The sequence below is a fragment of the Campylobacter concisus genome, from assembly GCF_003049065.1.
GTDB classification, from domain to species: domain Bacteria; phylum Campylobacterota; class Campylobacteria; order Campylobacterales; family Campylobacteraceae; genus Campylobacter_A; species Campylobacter_A concisus_BE.
This window is the reverse complement of sequence record NZ_PISC01000004.1, coordinates 59,215-77,733: the sequence shown is the minus strand read 5'-3', so window position 1 is coordinate 77,733 and position 18,519 is coordinate 59,215. Positions and strand designations below refer to the sequence as shown.

Below are 18,519 nucleotides of genomic sequence, written 5' to 3'. Positions count from 1 at the left end.
TTAGCATTTTACAAAAAGAAGGCTGATTTTATTTGTAAATTTAAAAGGGAGCGAGCGCCCCCTTTATTATTGTTTTAGTTGAAGAAGCGTGTTTAGCATCTCATCACTTGTTGTGATCGTTTTTGAGTTTGCTTGAAAGCCTCTTTGGATGACGATAAGATCTGTTAGCGCACGGCTTAGATCGACGTTACTAGCTTCTAGTTTTGAAGCCGCGATCGTTCCTTTATCGCCTGTGCCTGCTGCGCCGATGACTGCTTCGCCTGAGTTTGCAGTTTGTGAAAAGACGTTTCCACCCTCACTTTGAAGACCCTCGTTGTTTGTAAAGCTAGCAAGTGCAACTTGAGCTAGACCAAAGCTTTGTCCGTTTGTAAATGCACCGATGATCGTACCAGTCTCGTCGATCTTTAGGTCATTTAGTGTGCCACCTGTGTAGCCATCTTGTGAGATAGACTCAGTTGAAGAGTCTTTATCAAAGCTTGTTAGTCCGTTAAAGTCTGTTCCTAAGCCAAAATTTAAACTAACATTTTGACCACTTTGTGAGCCGTTGTTAGCTGAAAATGTTATCGTAGCTGGGTGAAAGCTAGCAAGTGAGCCATTTGAGTTAAATCTCAATGAACCAGTCACGACGTTATCTGGACCCTCGCCTGTGTAGTTTATCTTAGCAGGCTCTGGCACTTGGATGATCATATTCCACTCTGTACCACCATCTGTTGTAGTGCCTGTTTTTGCCCATCTGATACTAACTGTGTGTTTTGAGCCAAGTGAGTCAAAAATTTCAGCCGTTGAGCCGTGGCTTGACATCATCATCTTACCACTTGCTCTTAGAGCTTGACCTGGGCTTAGTGCGCCATCAAGTGCTTTCATGATATTTGTAAAGCGAACGTTTTCGTTTACTGCTGCGTTGTTTGTGCCTTGAGCTGGTTTTGTAAGACCAGTTGTAGTCATATAAAGGGCTTGATCAGCCATTTCGTTTGTAGGGTTTTCTAGTTGAAATTGACCTAGTTTATTTACAGTGATCTTTACGCCATCGTTTGTATCATCTCCAGCTGCTGCCTGAAGTGCTGCGATACCGGCTGCGTGTTTTTGATCAGGTGTGCCTGCTGCTGCCGCATAAGCGTTGTTATATGCTAGTGCATAGGCTGGATTTGTTATAGCTGCGCCACCTGTGCCTGGAGCTACCTTGTGAGCAGCAGTTGCAAGTTTTGCTGCATCAAGTGCGTCAGAATTTGCATTGATCTGACCATCGCCGTTATAATCAACGTGGTTTCTAGCATCCTCTTGCATAGCAGCACGAAGATCTTCTGTTGTAGTGATCTGTCTTGCGATTTTGTCGTTATTTGGGTGAACAGCTGTTGTTTGTGAGCTTGTATAGACATATTGATAAGCTGTGATGATATCTTTACTAGCTAGACCGCCAACTGTGTTTCCAGCATTTACTGTTAAGTGGATGTTTTTTGTCTCTTCAGTTGTGCCTGAGTTGTTTCTGTTTATAAGTGTTAGTTTGTTACCCTCTGAAATTTCAGCTCTAACGCCAGTTTTGTTGTACTGAGCGTTTATAGCAGCAGCAACGTCACTGATACTTGTCATCGTGCCAGCTTGAGTTTTGATATTTTGTCCATTTAATGTTATATCAAGTGTAGCTGGTGGGTTGATCTGACCGATATTTTGTGCTAGAGCGCTACCTACGCTAAATTTTTCAGTCTTAGCATTTGCGTAGCTTACCCAGATACCTTGTCCATCTCTTAGTGCAAGTCCATTTCCAAGCTCGTCAAATGTAACACCAAGATCGACGCCACGCTCTGTTAAAATTTGCTCATTTCTTGAGTTTGTATAAAATTCGTCGTTGTTTGTATCGTTTTCGTTATGAACTTCGTTAGCATTTAAAATTCCATCGTTATTGTAGTCACGTCCGCCTGCAACTGAGTCAAGTGCGTATATAGGCGTGCTTCTTTGGCCGATGGTGTTACCTGAGTCAAGGTTGCCTTTTATTTTAACTTCTGTTGTCGCTCTTGCTGGAGTTGTAAGACCTTCTTTGATGACGATGTTACTTATCGGACCTGTTGCGTCGATAGTGCCAGTCTCATCGTCTCTAGTCCAGCCTTGAACGATATAACCGCTATTATTTACGAAGTTACCAGCCTTATCACGGACGAAATCGCCGTTTCTTGTATAGTATCTTGTTGTTCCGCCATCTGGAGAGACGACGAAGAAGCCATTTCCTTGAAGAGCAAGGTCGGTTTGCTTGTCAGTAGCTGTTAGTGTGCCTTGTGAGAAAATTCTTGTAGTTGAGTTTATAGTCGTTCCTAGACCTATTTGCATAGCGTTTTGACCGCCTAGCTGGCCTTGTGGAGCTGTAGCAACTCTTGGAGTTTGGCTTAGTATATCAGCAAAATTTGCGCGGTTGTATTTGAAACCATAGGTATTGACGTTTGCGATATTGTTGCCTTCTACGTCCATGGCTATCTGGTGGGCTTGTAGGCCTGAAACACCAGACCAAAGTGATCTCATCATGAGCTTATCCTTTTTCTCGTTTTAAAATTTTTTATGATCTTTCTAAAGCAAAAGATGTTCCAAAATTTATATCGGCAAAAAATAATAGTTACTGAGGATATTTTAAATTTGGTAGATTGTGTTTATAGATTGATATGATAGTGATAGTCTGTTCGCTCTCATCTACGACAAATACAATAACATATCCCTTGAATATCAAGTCTCTTACTTGAGTATCTTTCATAGTTAGATTTTCTCTGTAAGAGTATGGTCTTTCAGGGATTTTTATGATTTCGTTTTTTAGACTATCGCGAAAGGTATATGCACGATCCTTGCTATCTTGTTTTATGAATTTTAATATCTCTTTTAAATTCTCTTTAAAATCTTCTGTAAAAAGAATTTTCATCTTAAATTTTTGCCTTCTATTATGGCATCTGTTTCAGCGATCACATCATCAAGAGTGTAATATTTAAGCTCGCCACGTCTATGCTTTGCGATCAGCTCTTTTAAATTTTGTTCATTTTCTTTATTTATATAGTAGTCGTTATAATCTACAAATTCAACCCTTGCATGAGGATTTATTCGTTTTATCTCTTGAACTGCTTTTTGTAAAATTTGAGTGATCTGTGGTGTCTCTTCGGCAACTAGCATACCTATCATTTTTACTCCTTATATAATTTTGGGTATTTTTTATCTATCATATTTTATCCAAGTATCATGGCTCCTACGATGCCACCGATGATTAGCGGGATGTTGAAAAATATAAATGTAGGCACGCAAGTATCATATATGTGGTTGTGCTCACCATCAGCATTTAGACCGCTCGTTGGTCCAAGTGTGCTGTCGCTTGCTGGGCTTCCAGCGTCGCCTAGAGCTGCTGCTATACCAACTAGCAAGATGATAGCTGGCACACCAAAGCCAAGACTAAGGCAAAGTGGCACGTAGATAGAGGCTAAGATAGGGATAGTTCCAAAGCTAGTGCCTATGCCCATCGTGACAAGAAGACCGATAAGTAACATCAAAAGCGCTCCGCCTATCTTGCCGCCAGATACCAAACTAGCGTATTTTACAAGCTCGTCTATACCGCCACTCTCTCTTAAAATGGTGCCATATCCCGCAGCAACAAGCATGATAAATGCGATAAAGCCCATCATAGCAAGGCCATTATCCATGATCTTATCTACTTTTTTATATTCGATACCGCCAAAAACGACCATGACCAAAAGTCCAAGTAGCGCGCCAAGTGGCAAGAGCGAAGTATAAATTTGCACGACAAAAGCGACAACCGCACCAGCTAAGACCGCCCACTCTTTTTTAGTCATCTCAAGACTTTTTGCGCGCTCGATCTCGTCAAGCTCGGCTTTTTCAAATTTGGATGTTTTATAAATTCTCTTTCTGCCGTAGACGAAAATGGCGATGATAAGGCCAACTAACATCGACGCACCGCCTATCCACATGACTGATGAGATGTCTGAGATGGTTGTGTTTATGCCGTTGTTTGCTAGCTCTTTTTTAAGGATATTGTGAAAAAGCAGACCAAAGCCAACGCTAATGCTAACATAAGGCGCTTGCAGACCAAATGTAAGAGCGCAAGCCACCGCACGTCTATCTATGCCCATTTTGTTCATAAGGGCAAGAAGTGGCGGGATCAAGATAGGTATAAAGGCTATATGAACTGGGATCAAGTTTTGAGACAAACAAGCGATAAATGCGATGGTTAGCGTAAAAATGACCTTGTTTGAGCTAAGAAATTTACTCATTGCATTTATCAAAATGGCTGTTAAATTTGTATTTGCGATGGCAGCTGCAAGAGCACCTAGCAAGATGTAGCTAAGTGAGGTTTCAAGGTTGCCTTGCATGCCGCTTATAAGGCTTTGCGTGGTCTCTTTTAGAGCTGTAAAAAAGCTCTCAAAACCGCTTGACAAACCACTTTCAAATCCGCTAAAACCATGCTTATACATAACCCCAGCGACAAGCGCAGAAACGAGGATAGAAAGCAGGATGTTAAAGCGCAGCAAACATAGCACCGTCATCACCAAAATGCTAAAAACAACAGGGTTAAAGAGAAGCATGAGTGTCCTTTTTGTATGAGTGCAAGAATTATACAAGGGCGGGGCTTATTAAATTTTAAAAAGAGTGGCTTAAGTGGGTATGTGTTAAGATTTTTGGCAAATTTTAAAAGGAAAAGGCGATGGATTTAGAGAAAATTTATAAGGACGCTGGGGCGTATTTAGAGGGGCACTTTTTGCTAAGTAGTGGCAACCACTCGCAGTTTTATCTGCAAAGTGCAAAGGTGCTTGAAGATCCTGCACTTGCAGCAAAGCTAGCAGATGAGCTAGCGCGCGTGATAGAGAAATTTGGCATTAAATTTGATAGTGTTTGTTCTCCTGCACTTGGTGGAATTTTAGCTGGATATGAGCTAGCTCGCGCGGCGAAAAAGCGTTTTATATTTACTGAGCGCGTTGATAGGGTGATGAGCTTAAGGCGAGGCTTTGAAGTGAAAAAGGGCGAGAAATTTATAGTCTGTGAAGACATCATAACAACTGGTGGCTCAGCACTTGAAGCAGCGCACGTGATAGAGAGCCTTGGTGGCGAGGTGGTTGGCTTTGCGGCACTTGCAAATCGCGGATTTTGCAAGGTTTCAAATTTAGACAATGAAGCTAAGGCAAATGCAAAACTGCCAAGCGATAAGCCATTTTTTGCTTTGGGGAATTTTGAATTTGAAATTTACGAGCCAGAGCACTGTCCGCTTTGTAAGAGTGGTAGCAAGGCGATTAAGCCTGGAAGCAGAGGCAACTAAAGGCTATTAAATTTTACATATTTTTTACGCTCAAAGCTTAAGATAATAATATTTGTAACTTATTCGTTATTTTGGGCTTTGAGTAAATTCTCTCATCAAATTTCTTCTTTTTTTCTTAAAATTTAAAAGTTAATTTATAATTAAGATTTGAATGTATAAAATGGCACGTAAATTTTAGGAGATCCCAAAATGCAAGGATGTGTGCTATGAAAATATCTACAAAGATAATTCTCACTTTTGTTTTCTCAGTTTTGCTTGTTAGCTGTTTGCTCATCTTTTTAAATAGCAAATTTTCAAGCGATCTAACTCAGTTTTTCACCCATAAGTCCTACGACGAGCTGGTAAATGCCAGAAAAGAAAATTTAAAAGATGACGTCGAGACGATCAACCAAATGATGCGTGAAATTTATAATGGCGGCAAAGAAAAAGGACTAAGCGACGATGAGATAAAAAAAGAAATTTTTAGAGTCGTCTCAAAGCTAAAATTCTTTAGCGATAAGACCGGCTACATCTTCATCTACGACTACGACGGCGTTGTTTTGATGCACCCTGAAAAGCCATCGCTTGTAGGTAAAAATTTAATCGGACTAAAAGATCCAAAAGGGCTATTTCTTATAAAAGAGCTCATCGAAAAGGCTAAACAAGGCGGCGGCTTTGTTACATTTGGCTGGGCGAAAAAAGAGGGCGAGGAGCCAGTGGAGAAGCTTGGCTATGCTGCAAATTTTGAGCCATATAAGTGGATGCTAGGAAGTGGCGTATATGTCGATGACTTGGCCGATGAGATAGAAAAGACAAAAGCCGTGCTAAACGAGCAAAATAGCCAAAATACAAAAACCTTTATCATCGCTTGCGCCCTGATCACGGTTATTTTGATAGCTATCGTGCTATTTATTTTAAGTAGGGCGATCATCAAACCTATAAAAAATATCGTTGCAAATTTAACCGAGATGTCAGATGAGATAAAAAGTGGCAAGGGCGATCTTACTAAAAAGCTTGAAGTTAGCGGCAAAGATGAAATTTCAAACATCAAAAGCTCTATAAATGACCTAACAAGCGAGCTAAGATCTGTTATAGAGAGTGTTAAAGGCCTAGCACATGAGAACTCATCTATCGCCGAGCAGCTCTCATCTACCTCAGCTCAAACTACAAATTTAACCAACAAATCTTCACTAATCGTCACAGATACAACAAACATGGCAAAAACCATGTCAGAAGAGATAAAGAGCTCATTTGAAGAGGCTAAGAAAAGCAAAGAAAATCTTGAAAGAACCTGTCTATATATAAATGAGGTCTCAAATGATGTTTTAGGACTTAGTAAAAATGTAGATGAGGCTGCAAATAGCGAAATTTCACTCGCTAGCTCGATGAAAAGCCTAGCTGATCAAGCTAAAAATGTAAAAGATGTCTTAAATATCATCGACGACATCGCTGATCAGACAAATTTGCTAGCTCTAAATGCTGCCATAGAAGCAGCGCGCGCAGGTGAGCACGGACGTGGCTTTGCAGTCGTGGCTGATGAGGTTAGACAACTGGCTGAACGCACGCAAAATAGCCTAAGCGAGATAAATGCAACTATAAATTTAATAGTTGAAGCGATCTCAAACTCAAGCCAAACCATCGGCGATAACGCTAAAAAAGCTGGCGAGCTTTGTAAAAAATCAGCCCAAATCAATGAAAAAATAGAAAATATGAATCAGCTAATGAACGAGAGCGTTAGCTTAAATGAGACCTCTACGAAGGATTATTTAGAGACTGGAAACAAGGTCGAAGAGCTGATAAAAGGTATCGTAAATATCGATGAAATTTCAAAACAAAACTCAAAAAGTATGGATGAAATCTCGCTTGCAGCCGCTCATCTTTCAAAGATGACTGATAATCTAAACACTAGCCTTTCAAAATTTAGAACCTGATAAATTTAGCCAAATCTTTGGCTAAATTTAACTTTATCCTTTAATATAATCACTTAAGTAGCGAGCTGATTTTTTACTTTAAGCTTACGATCATGATGTAAATTTATGAAATAATTTTTATTTTGTGTTATTTAAGTCGTTTTTTTGGCTTAAGAGATGAGATGACGTATGCAAGAGTATGATATTTTAGATGTTTTATCAAACAAAAAGGTCCTTTGCCTAGAGGACGAAGAGGCGATTTTGCGAAATATCTGCGCCTCGTTGGAGCTCTTTTTCGCAGAAGTTAAAGGCGTCACAGACGGCTTTGATGCGCTTGAGCTTGCAATGAGTGGGGCGTATGACGTGCTAGTGCTTGATATCAGCGTGCCAAATATCGATGGTCTTGAGATCGCTAAAAAAGTAAGAGCTATCAATCAAAAAATCCCTATCGTGATCTTATCAAGCCACGTCGAGCAAGAGTATCTGTGGCGAGCAGTTGAGCTAAAGATCACAAGATATCTTGCAAAACCATACGATAAAAAATCTTTCATCAAAGCGCTTGAAGATGTGGCTATGGAGCTTGTGGGACGCATGCCAACTATCAGGCTAAATGACGAGCTTGAGTATGATTTTGGCAAAAAAGCGCTTTATGTAAATGGCGAAATTTCTCATCTAAGCAAGAGCGAGAGCAAGCTTTTGGAGTACTTTTTAAACAACAAAAACAAAACTATCACTTATGAGCAAATTTTTGACTACATCTGGGACTACGAGCAGCCGACAAAAGAGGCGATAAAGACGATCGTAAAAGAGCTTAGAAGAAAGCTTGGCAAAGATGTGATCAAAAATTTATACGGCGTGGGCTATCTTTGTGAGATATAAATTTCAGCTAATAGTCGGTGCTTTTATCTTTGTCTATCTGCTAGTCTCAGCGCTTGTTTTAAATTTTTACAACGATCTTGCGATGAAAGACGCCAAAAAAGAGGCGTATTATGTTTTAGAGGGCATAAATTCTGTAAGAGAATACATAGCTGGAGTTCAGCGCCCACTAATCGAGCAGTTAAAAGAGCAGGGCATCTTAAAAGAGGACTTTTTTGACGAGAGGCTTCTATCGTCATCATATATAAGCCGTGAAATTTACAACATCCAAAAGAAAAAATACAACCTTGAATTTGACTACAAGCTAGTTGCTATCGCTCCGCTAAACAAAGCCCACGAGCCAAATGAATTTGAAGCTGGCGTCTTGCACGGCTTTAAAGAGAATAAATTTAAAGAATTTGTAAAGATAATAAAAGATGAAAATGGCTCACAGCTCTTTGTGGGTCTGCCTATAAAAAACCAAAGTCCAAGCTGTCTAGCCTGTCATAGCAGTGCAAATGCCCCACAACAAATGCTAGAAAAATATGGCATGGAGGGCATAGAGATCCCAGACGTGAACGAAACGGTCGCGATGATCTCTTTTAAGATACCAATCCGCGCTATTTTTACCTATCATTTGCAAGAGGTCATCGTCATAATGAGCGCTATAACGCTTATCTTTGGGCTATTTTTGCTACTTGTTTATAAGATGCATAGGCGAGGTGAGGAGAGCAAAAAGCAGACTGAGCAGCTGATGATACATCAAAGCCGCCTAGCCTCTATGGGCGAGATGATAGGCAATATCTCACACCAGTGGAAGCAGCCGCTTGCTCAGATAAGCTCAGCTTTGATAAATTTAGAACTCTATCAGGAGCGAAAAAAGCTTGATGAGGCGAAAATTTATGAGTTTATAGAAGAGACAAGCAAGCAGATAAATTTCATGTCAGAAACCGTTGATGACTTTAAAAATTTCTTTAGTCCAAATACCTTGAGAAAAGAATTTAAGGTGCTTGAAGTGATAAATCAAACGATAAAAATTTTAAACGCAACGCTTAAAAAGTATCAGATCGAAGTGCAGCTTGATGTGAGAGAAAATTTTGAGGTATTTGCAAATTTTAATGAGATAATCCAAATTTTAATAAACATCATAAACAACGCAAAAGACGCATTTAAGCAGAGCTACACAAAGCCAAGAGTGATAAAGATAAGCGCCTTTTTAAAAGATGATCGCAAGAATTTATGCGTGCAAAATAACGCAGGAGCGATAAAAAATTCATTTTTAAAGGTTATTTTTGAGCCACACTTTAGCACAAAAGAGAGCGGTAGCGGGCTTGGGCTATATATGAGCCGTCTTATCGCTCGCAAAAACAACGCCCTAATCTTTGCTAAAAATGTGGATGAAAACCACGTTGCATTTACAATTAGTTTCGAAAATTTATAATTTGTTAATTTCCCCCCTTTTCTGCCCTTTTTTGGTGTTAAGATTATCAGTATGAAATCATTTTGATTTTAGGATAAAAATTCAAAGGAGGAGACGTGAGAAACTTACACAAAGCCTTAGCAGGCTTACTCATGGGTGTTAGTATCTTTGCTTCACAAGCCTGTTGCGAAGAGCATAATATGCAGATGTCCGATAAAGCACGTGATGTTATCGCAAATCCTAAAGGCACACTGCAAAGTAGAGGTGTTGTCTCCTTGCAAGACTACGTCGTAGAAGAGCAAGAGATGTATAACTGGCTATTTAAAAACCACCCTATTTTTACAAAGTATGGTGGCAAAACCGTCGGCAAAATGGTCGTTCATGACCGTGGCTTAGAGTGGCTTGCCGAGGGACATGGCTTTGATATGTCAAAGCTTAGTAAAAGAGATGGTGGTAAGGGCTATAGTTCTATGATGTATAGAATTCCAGCCACTTCATCGCTTCAGTTTCCTAATAAATTTGTAGGTCCAGAAAAGTGCGGTGAGTGTCACCCAGCTCAGTATGAGGTCTGGAGCAGATCTCGCCACGCAACTACTATGCGCTTCCCTGGCGAGCACCCAGAGGTCAATAACAACCTAACTGAGCCAGTATTTGACAAAGATACCGCTTCTATCCTACCAAAAGGTATCACTCCAGATGTCATCTACGCAACCGTTGGTCACTTAAGAACTAAGATGGGCTACGTCGATGCATGGCTACTTCGCGGTACTTACTACGTTGAGGGTGGTTTGCTAAGAGATGGCACAGGTCAGATCGTAGCTGGCGGTAACCAATGGCAAAGAACATGGGCGTTAAATTTAGACGACGCAACTGTTAAAAAGATAAAAGAGCTCGTGCCTGAATTTCCTGGCACGCTTGAAGAGTATGGCGACAATGGCGGATATGTCAGAGGTCTTGCCTCATACGCCGCAAAACATAAAAAATCGATGTTTTTCCAAGCAAACTCATCATATTGTGAGGTTTGCCACCCAGTTAAATTTGACTTTAAGTCAAAAGCAGAATTTTACGCAGCACTTGGTAATGCCAAAGAGCTTCAAAAACACACTATCTCAAAAGGCGTAAGCTGTGAGGAGTGCCACGGAGCTGGCGGTCACCTTGATGGAGCTACAAATTTTAGAACATCAAACTGCGAACGCTGTCACCAAAGATTTAACTTTAGCCCAGATCTAATGCGAGCTAACCCACTTAATAACGGCAAGCTTGATCTCTCACTTAGCTCTAAATTTAAATCAATGGGACCAGGATGCGGCTCAGAAGGTTCTCAATCATACTTTACCGCTCACTACGATAAAGGTATGAGATGCGTCACCTGCCACGATCCACACGACAACACAGGTAACGTCGTAGGCGATAAGAGCGTAACTGGCATGAACTACAACCCAGATCAAGGCTATCTAAGTGCGTTCTACACTAAACCAAAGATCAAAAAAGATTGTAAAGATTGTCACGAAACTCAAGCATATGTCGCAGCAAAAGCAGATACACACAAAAACAACACTTGTGCATCTTGCCACATGCCATTTATGATGAGCTGCGAGAATTTCTACGCTGTTCAGTTCCAAGACAACGCTGGCTTTGATACTCAAAGACGCTCTCACATCTGGAAGATCATGGTCGATCCAAAAGAGAAATCTCTTGTCCCAGGCGCTGCTTCTGAAAAACCAAGAGATGGAAAAGATTGGCACTTTGAGAGAGATAAAAATGGTCACAACTATGTTGATTTGATGTGGGCATGCGCTAGAACATCTTGGGCTGATAAAGATATGAAAGATAACAAAGGCTGCCATAGCCCAGTGCTATCTGAGCTAAAACCAACACTTCACTTCAAAAACCAAAAACAAGTTTATGATGAGGTTATGGGATGGCAAACTCCAGTTAAAAATGAATTCTCAGAGGTCAAAATAGGCATCGAGGGAATTTACTCACTACTAGAGACTAAAAAGCTAGATCCAAGTGATAAAGCAAGAGTTTATGAGCTTGTCCAAAACGCTCAAGAGATCATCGATATGGTCGAAAAAGATGGTTCGTGGGGTATGCACGGATTTAAATTTACTAAACAAAGACTAGATGCATCTAAAGAGTATATAAAAGAAGCTCAGAGAATTCTAAACAAAAATTTATAGCATTTAGGGGCTAGTTTTAGCCCCTTTAATCTTAAGGGTTTGAAATGAAAAATGCGTTTTTAAAATGTTCGCTACTTCTTAGCCTAAGTGTGGCTAGCCTCTTAGCAAATGTCGATACAAACGACTCTTATGCCATAGGCGCAACAAGCGGTGGATATGTTTTAAAAGGACTGCTAGATCAAAAGCAACTAGGTGTTGGCTATGACGCTGATGCAGTGATAAAAGGCTTTAGCGACGCGCTAAAGAGCGAGCTAAAACTAAGTGATGATGAGATAGCAAAGCTACTAAACAAAAGGGCTGAAAGCTTAGATAAGATAGTAAAAGAAAAAGAGGCTGCCAAGCTAAAAGAGAATTTAGCCCAAGGCAAAGCCTATATGGAAAAAAATGCAAAAAATAAAAATGTAAAAACAACAAAATCAAATTTACAATATGAGATCATAAAAAGTAGCTCAAAAGGGGCTACTCCAAAGCCTGAGAGTATCATCATAGTAAATTATAAAGCAAGCTTTGCTGGTGGCAAGGTCTTTGACGAGACAAAAGAGGCTCCAGCTCATCTTTCGATGCTAAATTTGATCCCTGGTCTTGAAGAGGGTCTGATGCTTATGAAAGAGGGCGAGAAGTTTAAATTTGTCATCCCACCTGAGCTTGCATACGGCGATAGCGGCATGGAGGGGATACCTGGTGGCGAGACTATCGTTTTTGAGATAGAGCTTATTAAGGTCTTAAAGCCTGGCGAACTAGCTGAGGCAGCAAGAAAAATTCATGAAAAAGAGCAAAATGAGGGCATTAAAAAGCCTCATTAAGGCATAAATGGAGTTAAAAATGCAAAATCAAAATAGCAGAAGAGCCTTTTTTAAACGCATGGCAGTTGTGGCTGCTGGTGCTAGCGTGGCAAGTAGTGGTTTTGCTTTTAAGAGTGAAGAGAGTGCGAAAAAACCACATTTTGGCATGATATTTGACCAAAACAAATGCGTTGGCTGCACGGACTGCGAAGTGGCATGTAGAAAGGTAAATTTAGTCCCAAAAGGACAGATGAGACTTTTTGTAGAGGATAAGACTGATCCAAAGAATTTGCTCGATAAAAGATATGTAAGAGTATCTTGTCAGCAGTGCGAGGATGCGCCTTGTGTGGCTGTTTGCCCAACAAAAGCCTGTCACAAGGACATAAAAACTGGCATCCAAACTACAAACATAGATGACTGCATCGCCTGTAAATACTGCATCGTAGCCTGTCCTTACGACGTGAGATATATCGATAAAGTCAATCACTCAGCCCAAAGCTGTAACTTCTGCATAGATACAAATTTAAAGGATAAAAAAGATCCAGCCTGCGTCGAGGCGTGCAGATATGAGGCTTTGGTCTTTGGCGATTTAAACGATGAGAGCTCGCACATTAGCCAGTTACTAGCTGTCAAAGATAGCATAAGACTAAGAGCAGAACTTGGCACAAAACCAAGCCTTAGATATATTCCTAAAGTAAAAGCGGGGGTGTAAGATGGATGGTGCATTAAATTTCACTGCGACATTTTCGCACGCAGTTGAGTGGGGCTGGCCGATCGCTGTTTATCTTCTGCTAGCTGGTATGAGCGGCGGAGCGCTAATAGCTGCCATAGTTCTAAAGCGCTACAAAAGGCAAGATGGCTTTAGCCCATTTTTTAAGGCTGCTTCGCTTTTAGCCTTTGTTAGCATCATGCTTGGTATGGTTTGCTTGATAGCTGACCTTGAAAAACCACTTTTGTTTTGGAAAATTTTAATTAACTACAACTTCACATCGGTTATGTCTATCGGTGTAGCCGCGCTTTGCGTGTTTATACCGCTTAGCTTTTTGATGTGTCTATACGCTTTTAATGCGGAGTTAAAGTCATTTTGTGGCTTTTTTGATGGCGTGATGAAAATTTTATCGCCACTTTATCCGCTCTTAAGCGCGCTTTGCCTGCTTTTTGCGGTTATCATTTGCGCATATACAGGCTTTTTGATCTCGGTGCTCATTAGATTTCCACTTTTAAACACCGCCGTTTTACCAGCGCTTTTCATAGCTTCAGGGCTTAGTGCTGGCATAAGTGGTAGCAGCTTGATAGCGGCACTATTTTTCAAAGAAGATCCACACTCAAGCGACCTTAGCTCGCTTCATGGCGTGGAGTTTTACGTATTATGCGCTGAAATTTTACTCATTTTAATGCTTTTTGTATCGCTTTTGCTTGGCTCAAGCTATCAACAAGGCGCAGCAGTTGCATTTTATAGTGGCGTTTGGGCTAAATTCTTTTGGCTTGGGGTTGTTTTAGTTGGCTTTGTCTTGCCTCTTGTTTTAAATTTCGCACTTGGCAAGATGAAATTTAGCTTCTATCTTGGCTCGTTTGCAGCAGTCGTTGGCGTTTTATTGCTTAGGGTTTTTATACTTTATGCAGGACAGACTTATAGCATTTAAGGCTTAAGGGCAGGTGATGAAAATTTTAAACATCTATCGCTTGTCTTTAATATTATTATTTATCCTTGCTTTTGGTGCAGGGGCGGCGACCTTTTTGGAAAATTTTTATGACACACAGACGGCTAGAGTGCTTGTTTATGAAGCGCTCTGGTACGAGTGCGTCATGGCAGTTTGCGTTATTTGCCTAGCCATTAGCATCGTAAAAACCAAGATGTATAAGAAATTTGGCGCATTTTTGATACATCTTGCTTTTATTCTGATCTTTATCGGTGCTGCGCTTACAAGATACTTTGGCGAAGAGGGCGTTATGCACTTAAGAGTGGGTGAGAGTGGCAACTCTATGCAAAGCACAAAGCCATATTTAAGAGTGCAAATTTCAAATGAAAGCTTTGAATATCCACTAAAACTTAGCCTGCTTGGCAAAAACGACTTTGGCTTCAAAAAAGATATAAACGGCAAAGAATTTATTATAAAGATAGTTGGCTACAAAAAAGATGAGAAAAACGCTCCAGCCACGCTTAGCATAGAGGCTGGCTTTGCTGGGCAAAAGAGCAAAACCGCCAAGCTAAAAGGTGGCGCTGGATACGATCTTGAGCCAAGCATTTTGAGCTTTGACGGACAAGAGGCGAAATTTTACTTTAGCTCACGAGTGATAAATTTACCATTTTCACTAAGGCTTGATAAATTTATCCTAGAGCGCTACGCAGGGCTAAATAGCCCATCATCTTACACTAGCAAAGTAAGCATCGCAAAAAGCGAGCATGAAATTTCGCTAAATCACCCACTTAGCATCATGGGCTATAAAATCTTTCAGTCATCATACGACGCTGACGAGCTTGGAAGCGCATTTGAGATCAGCTTTGATCCTGGCAAAGTGCCAACTTACATCGGATATTTTCTACTTTGCCTTGGCTTTGTGGGAAATTTATTTAGCAAAAAGAGCCGATTTTTTAGACTTTGTAACTTCATAAAAGGCACGCAGTTTGCATTTTTAGCCCTGCTTTTGCTAAACGCTACGCCAAATTTCGCAAGCGATGAAGCCATAAATTTTAAAGCTCACGCAGATAAATTTGCCAAAATTTTAGTTCAAACTGATAGCAGGATCGCGCCAGCTGGCTCTTACACAAGGGCAGTAATAAGCAAAATTTCAACCAAAACCACGCTCTTTGGGCTTAGCAGCGATGAGCTGATGCTCTCTTTTGCCATCTCGCCACAAGAGTGGATGGATAAAAGGATGGTAAAGATCACGAGTGAGCGCGTGGGCGAGCTTCTTGGCGTTAGTGAGAAATTTGCTAGCTTTAATGACGTTTTTAACGAAAATGGCGAGTATAAGCTGGCTAAATTTGTAGAGGCTGCAAATGAAAAATCCGCCTCAAAAAGAGATAAATTTGATAACGATGTCATTAAATTTGACGAGAGGCTAAATGTCTTATATCTTGCGCTAAAGGGCGAAATTTTAAAATTTATCCCCGCTAAAAATGGTGAAGCGATCACGTGGCTAGGCGTAAATGAAGCCTTTAGTAAAGATGAAATTTCAAACGAGTTTAAAAGCGTTTTAGGAGCTTACATAGAAAATTTAAGCCTTTGCGTAAAAAGTGGCGAGTGCGCTGGGGCTGATAGGAGTTTGGAGCAAATTTCAAACTATCAAAGAAGCACTCTAGGCTCTCTTGCGCCAAGCGAGGCAAAGGCCAGCATTGAAGTGCTTTACAACCAAATGGAGATATTTAAATTTCTTATCTATTTTTACATGATCCTAGCTCTTGCTTCGCTCGCTCTTGGCTTTTATAGGCTATTTTTTGGGAGGAAATTTAGATTTGAAAGAGCGCTTAGTCTTGCATTTTTCACTGCCTTTGCGGTGCATGCTCTAAATTTAGCCCTACGCGCTTACATCTCAGGTCACGCACCTTGGAGTGATGCTTATGAGAGTTTAGTCTATATCTCGCTTATAAGCGTGCTAGCTGGAGTGCTATTTTTCAAGCATCAAAGCTTCGCTCTTGGCGCTGCTTCGCTTTTTGCAAGTGTTAGCTTGCTCGTTGCTCATCTAAATTTTATAAACCCACAGATAACAAATTTAGTCCCAGTTTTAAAGTCATTTTGGCTTAGCGTGCATGTAAGCGTCATCACCGCAAGCTACGGCTTTTTGGGCTTTGGCTTTGTGCTAGGGCTTGTGGGACTTATCTTGATGGCTCTAAAAAATGACAAAAACGAGCAAAAGCTTAGCGAGCAGATAAGATACCTCGCCGCCACCGACGAGCTAAGCCTCATCATAGGACTTAGCTTGCTAACTATCGGAAATTTCTTAGGCGGCGTCTGGGCAAATGAGAGCTGGGGCAGATACTGGGGCTGGGACAGCAAAGAGAGCTGGTCATACATCACGATCATCGTCTATGCCATAGTGCTTCATCTAAGGTTTATACCAAAACTAAGGGGCGTTTTTGCCTTTTTAACAGCTAGCGTGCTATCATTTACTTCGGTGCTTTTTACATATTTTGGAGTAAATTTCTACCTTAGCGGACTTCACTCATACGCAAATGGCGAGAGCTTTGGCGTTTCTGGGCTAATATACTTGATCTTGGCAGCTGTTGCCTTGCTAATCGCCCTAGCCTACCGCGGCAGAGATATAAAAGTAGTTTAGGAGATATGATGAAGAGTTTGGTTTTACTAGCTGCTAGTTTGTGCATTTTAAATGCTGGCTACATAAAAGAGGCTTTAAACGCAAAAGATGATCACAACAAACTAGCACAAATTTATGAAGATGCTTGCGACAAAGAGAAAAAGGCATCAGGCTGCTACAACCTAGCTGTGCTTTACAGCAGGGGTGATGGCAACGTCAAAAAGGATGAGGCAAAGGCAGCAATGCTTTATGAAAAGGCTTGCGAGCAAAATTTCTCTATGGCTTGCAGCAACCTTGGCTACGTCTATGAAAATGGCAAAGGCGTAGAAAAAGACCTTGAAAAAGCAGCTAAATTTTATGAAAAAGCATGTAGTGACAACGAGGGCTGCACCGAGCTTGGCTTGCTCTATGCAAACGGCACTGGTGTGAGAAAAGACCTAAAAAAAGCAAAAGAGCTTTATGAAAAGGCTTGCAAGGCAGGGGACGGCATGGGATGTAGTAACCTTGGCTACCTATACGCTCAGGGCGAAGGTGCTGAGAAAGACTACGCAAAAGCCAAAACATACTACGAAATGGCCTGCGCAAACGAAGCTGGCATAGGGTGTGATAATCTTGGATTTTTATATGTTTATGGGCAAGGGGTTGATCAAAACCTTACAAAAGCGACAAAGCTTTACGAGCAAGCATGCATATATGCCTATGAAAAGGGCTGCAACAACTACGCTATCATGCTAGCTGAAGGCAAAGGCGTGAAAGAGGACGTAGAAAAAGCACGTGAAATTTTCACTGAAAGCTGCAAAAATGGCTTAAAAGAGGCGTGCGAGAATTTAGAAATTTTAGGAAAGAATTGATGAGTTTTAAAAACTGGGGCAACATGCAAGCAAGCCTAGAAGCACTATATGTGCTTGATAGTGTCTTTTTAGAGCCAGATGAAGAGTATCTAAGGCTCATTTCTAAAAAAGAGGATGAAAATAGCCTAAGATACGTGGTAGATAATGGGCAGGGCGATCTACTCGATGTGATATTTACGCGTGAGGCGGTGCTTGTTAGAGGGTTTGATCATGAAAATGAGCTAAATTCGTTAAGTGCTGGCAAAAGCGTGATAGAGCAAATTTATAGTGGCGAGGCTGCTAAATTTCGCTCTTACTTCTTGCCAGATGAGATAGAGCAGACGACCTTTTTTATCTGGTATGACGGGACGGAGCATCAAAATTTAGTCAGTGGTAATAACGGCGGACGCTGGCTGCTTGGCTATGCCTTTGATGAGTTTGATAAATTTAGCGAGTTTGTAAAGGGCTACTACGAGATAGAATTTGACGATGAGATGTTAAAAAAGCTCTATGAAAAGGGCGAGTTAGAAAAAGAGAAACTAAAGGAGATAAGATGAAAATTATAGCTTTGTTGCTTAGCGCAGTTTTTGCCTTGTGGGCTGGAAATTTGACGAGTGAGGCAAATATAAACGCCTATAAAGGGGCGAAAGAGCGCATCGAGCTACCAAAGGATGCAAGATGTGCGGTGTGTGGCATGCCTATAAAAAACAAGCAGTGGGCGACGCTTATCAAGGCTGGTGGCAAGGATTATTATTTTGATGGCGTAAAAGATATGGCGCACTTTTACTTTGCAGATGAGGTGGTAAAAGAAGCTTACGTGAGTGATTATTACACGCTTGAAAAGCTTGATGCAAAAGAGGCGTTTTACGTTCATGGCTCAAACGTTTTTGGACCGATGGGCGAGGAATTTATCCCATTTAAAGACGAAGCAAAGGCAAATAGCTTTATGAAAGATCACGCTGGCAAAGGTGTCATAAAATTTGACGAGATAAAGACATTTATCGGTAAATAAA

16 protein-coding genes are annotated in these 18,519 nt (G+C 40.8%); 12 read left to right on the top strand and 4 right to left on the bottom strand.

Features of this window, described 5'->3' with window-relative positions; all coding sequences use genetic code 11:
- Nucleotides 1–66 precede the first annotated feature (66 nt).
- The 4 genes from flgE to CVS81_RS04555 all read right to left on the bottom strand — a co-directional run bounded on the left by flgE (nt 67) and on the right by CVS81_RS04555 (nt 4,562).
- The gene (gene flgE, locus CVS81_RS04570; RefSeq protein WP_107965237.1) at nt 67–2,511 is read right to left on the bottom strand and encodes a flagellar hook protein FlgE; all 2,445 of its coding nucleotides are present in this window, start codon (nt 2,509–2,511) and stop codon (nt 67–69) included.
- An 88-nt stretch (nt 2,512–2,599) separates the two neighbouring features.
- Nucleotides 2,600–2,896 (bottom strand): type II toxin-antitoxin system RelE/ParE family toxin, encoded by a 297-nt coding sequence (locus tag CVS81_RS04565; RefSeq protein ID WP_107965236.1) that lies wholly within the window; start codon nt 2,894–2,896, stop codon nt 2,600–2,602.
- Entirely contained in the window at nt 2,893–3,150 is a 258-nt protein-coding gene (locus tag CVS81_RS04560) for a hypothetical protein (RefSeq protein WP_107965235.1), read from the bottom strand. The genes CVS81_RS04565 and CVS81_RS04560 overlap by 4 nt, the downstream gene beginning before the upstream one ends.
- A 44-nt stretch (nt 3,151–3,194) precedes the next feature.
- Nucleotides 3,195–4,562 (bottom strand): Na+/H+ antiporter NhaC family protein, encoded by a 1,368-nt coding sequence (locus CVS81_RS04555; protein ID WP_107965234.1) that lies wholly within the window; start codon nt 4,560–4,562, stop codon nt 3,195–3,197.
- Nucleotides 4,563–4,681: 119 nt separating this feature from the next.
- Here CVS81_RS04555 and pyrE point away from each other — a divergent pair, with 119 nt between their 5' ends.
- The 12 genes from pyrE to CVS81_RS04495 all read left to right on the top strand — a co-directional run bounded on the left by pyrE (nt 4,682) and on the right by CVS81_RS04495 (nt 18,518).
- The gene (gene pyrE / locus CVS81_RS04550) at nt 4,682–5,290 is read left to right on the top strand and encodes an orotate phosphoribosyltransferase (RefSeq protein ID WP_107965233.1); all 609 of its coding nucleotides are present in this window, start codon (nt 4,682–4,684) and stop codon (nt 5,288–5,290) included.
- A gap of 197 nt (nt 5,291–5,487) precedes the next feature.
- On the top strand, nt 5,488–7,200 hold the full coding sequence (locus CVS81_RS04545) for a methyl-accepting chemotaxis protein (RefSeq protein ID WP_413784307.1): 1,713 nt from the start codon (nt 5,488–5,490) through the stop codon (nt 7,198–7,200).
- A 168-nt stretch (nt 7,201–7,368) separates the two neighbouring features.
- The gene (locus CVS81_RS04540; RefSeq protein WP_107965231.1) at nt 7,369–8,058 is read left to right on the top strand and encodes a response regulator transcription factor; all 690 of its coding nucleotides are present in this window, start codon (nt 7,369–7,371) and stop codon (nt 8,056–8,058) included.
- The gene (locus tag CVS81_RS04535) at nt 8,048–9,475 is read left to right on the top strand and encodes a DUF3365 domain-containing protein (RefSeq protein WP_107965230.1); all 1,428 of its coding nucleotides are present in this window, start codon (nt 8,048–8,050) and stop codon (nt 9,473–9,475) included. Before CVS81_RS04540 ends, CVS81_RS04535 begins: the two co-directional genes overlap by 11 nt.
- Before the next feature lie 95 nt (nt 9,476–9,570).
- Nucleotides 9,571–11,637, top strand: a complete 2,067-nt coding sequence (locus CVS81_RS04530) for a cytochrome C (protein ID WP_107965229.1) — start codon at nt 9,571–9,573, stop codon at nt 11,635–11,637.
- Between the two features lie 44 nt (nt 11,638–11,681).
- The gene (locus CVS81_RS04525) at nt 11,682–12,440 is read left to right on the top strand and encodes an FKBP-type peptidyl-prolyl cis-trans isomerase (RefSeq protein WP_103638523.1); all 759 of its coding nucleotides are present in this window, start codon (nt 11,682–11,684) and stop codon (nt 12,438–12,440) included.
- A gap of 19 nt (nt 12,441–12,459) precedes the next feature.
- Complete coding sequence (locus CVS81_RS04520) at nt 12,460–13,131, top strand: 4Fe-4S dicluster domain-containing protein (RefSeq protein WP_009295155.1); 672 nt, start codon at nt 12,460–12,462, stop codon at nt 13,129–13,131.
- 1 nt (nt 13,132) lies between these two features.
- A complete protein-coding gene (nrfD, locus tag CVS81_RS04515; RefSeq protein WP_087583350.1) occupies nt 13,133–14,062 on the top strand; it encodes an NrfD/PsrC family molybdoenzyme membrane anchor subunit in 930 nt (309 codons plus the stop codon).
- Between the two features lie 16 nt (nt 14,063–14,078).
- Nucleotides 14,079–16,697: a cytochrome c biogenesis protein gene (ccsA, locus tag CVS81_RS04510; RefSeq protein WP_107965228.1), complete on the top strand. Its 2,619-nt coding sequence runs from the start codon at nt 14,079–14,081 to the stop codon at nt 16,695–16,697.
- Nucleotides 16,698–16,705: 8 nt separating this feature from the next.
- On the top strand, nt 16,706–17,527 hold the full coding sequence (locus CVS81_RS04505) for a tetratricopeptide repeat protein (protein ID WP_107965227.1): 822 nt from the start codon (nt 16,706–16,708) through the stop codon (nt 17,525–17,527).
- Nucleotides 17,527–18,063, top strand: a complete 537-nt coding sequence (locus CVS81_RS04500; protein ID WP_107965226.1) for a hypothetical protein — start codon at nt 17,527–17,529, stop codon at nt 18,061–18,063. Before CVS81_RS04505 ends, CVS81_RS04500 begins: the two co-directional genes overlap by 1 nt.
- Entirely contained in the window at nt 18,060–18,518 is a 459-nt protein-coding gene (locus CVS81_RS04495; protein WP_107965225.1) for a nitrous oxide reductase accessory protein NosL, read from the top strand. The genes CVS81_RS04500 and CVS81_RS04495 overlap by 4 nt, the downstream gene beginning before the upstream one ends.
- The last annotated feature ends 1 nt before the right edge of the window (nt 18,519 follow it).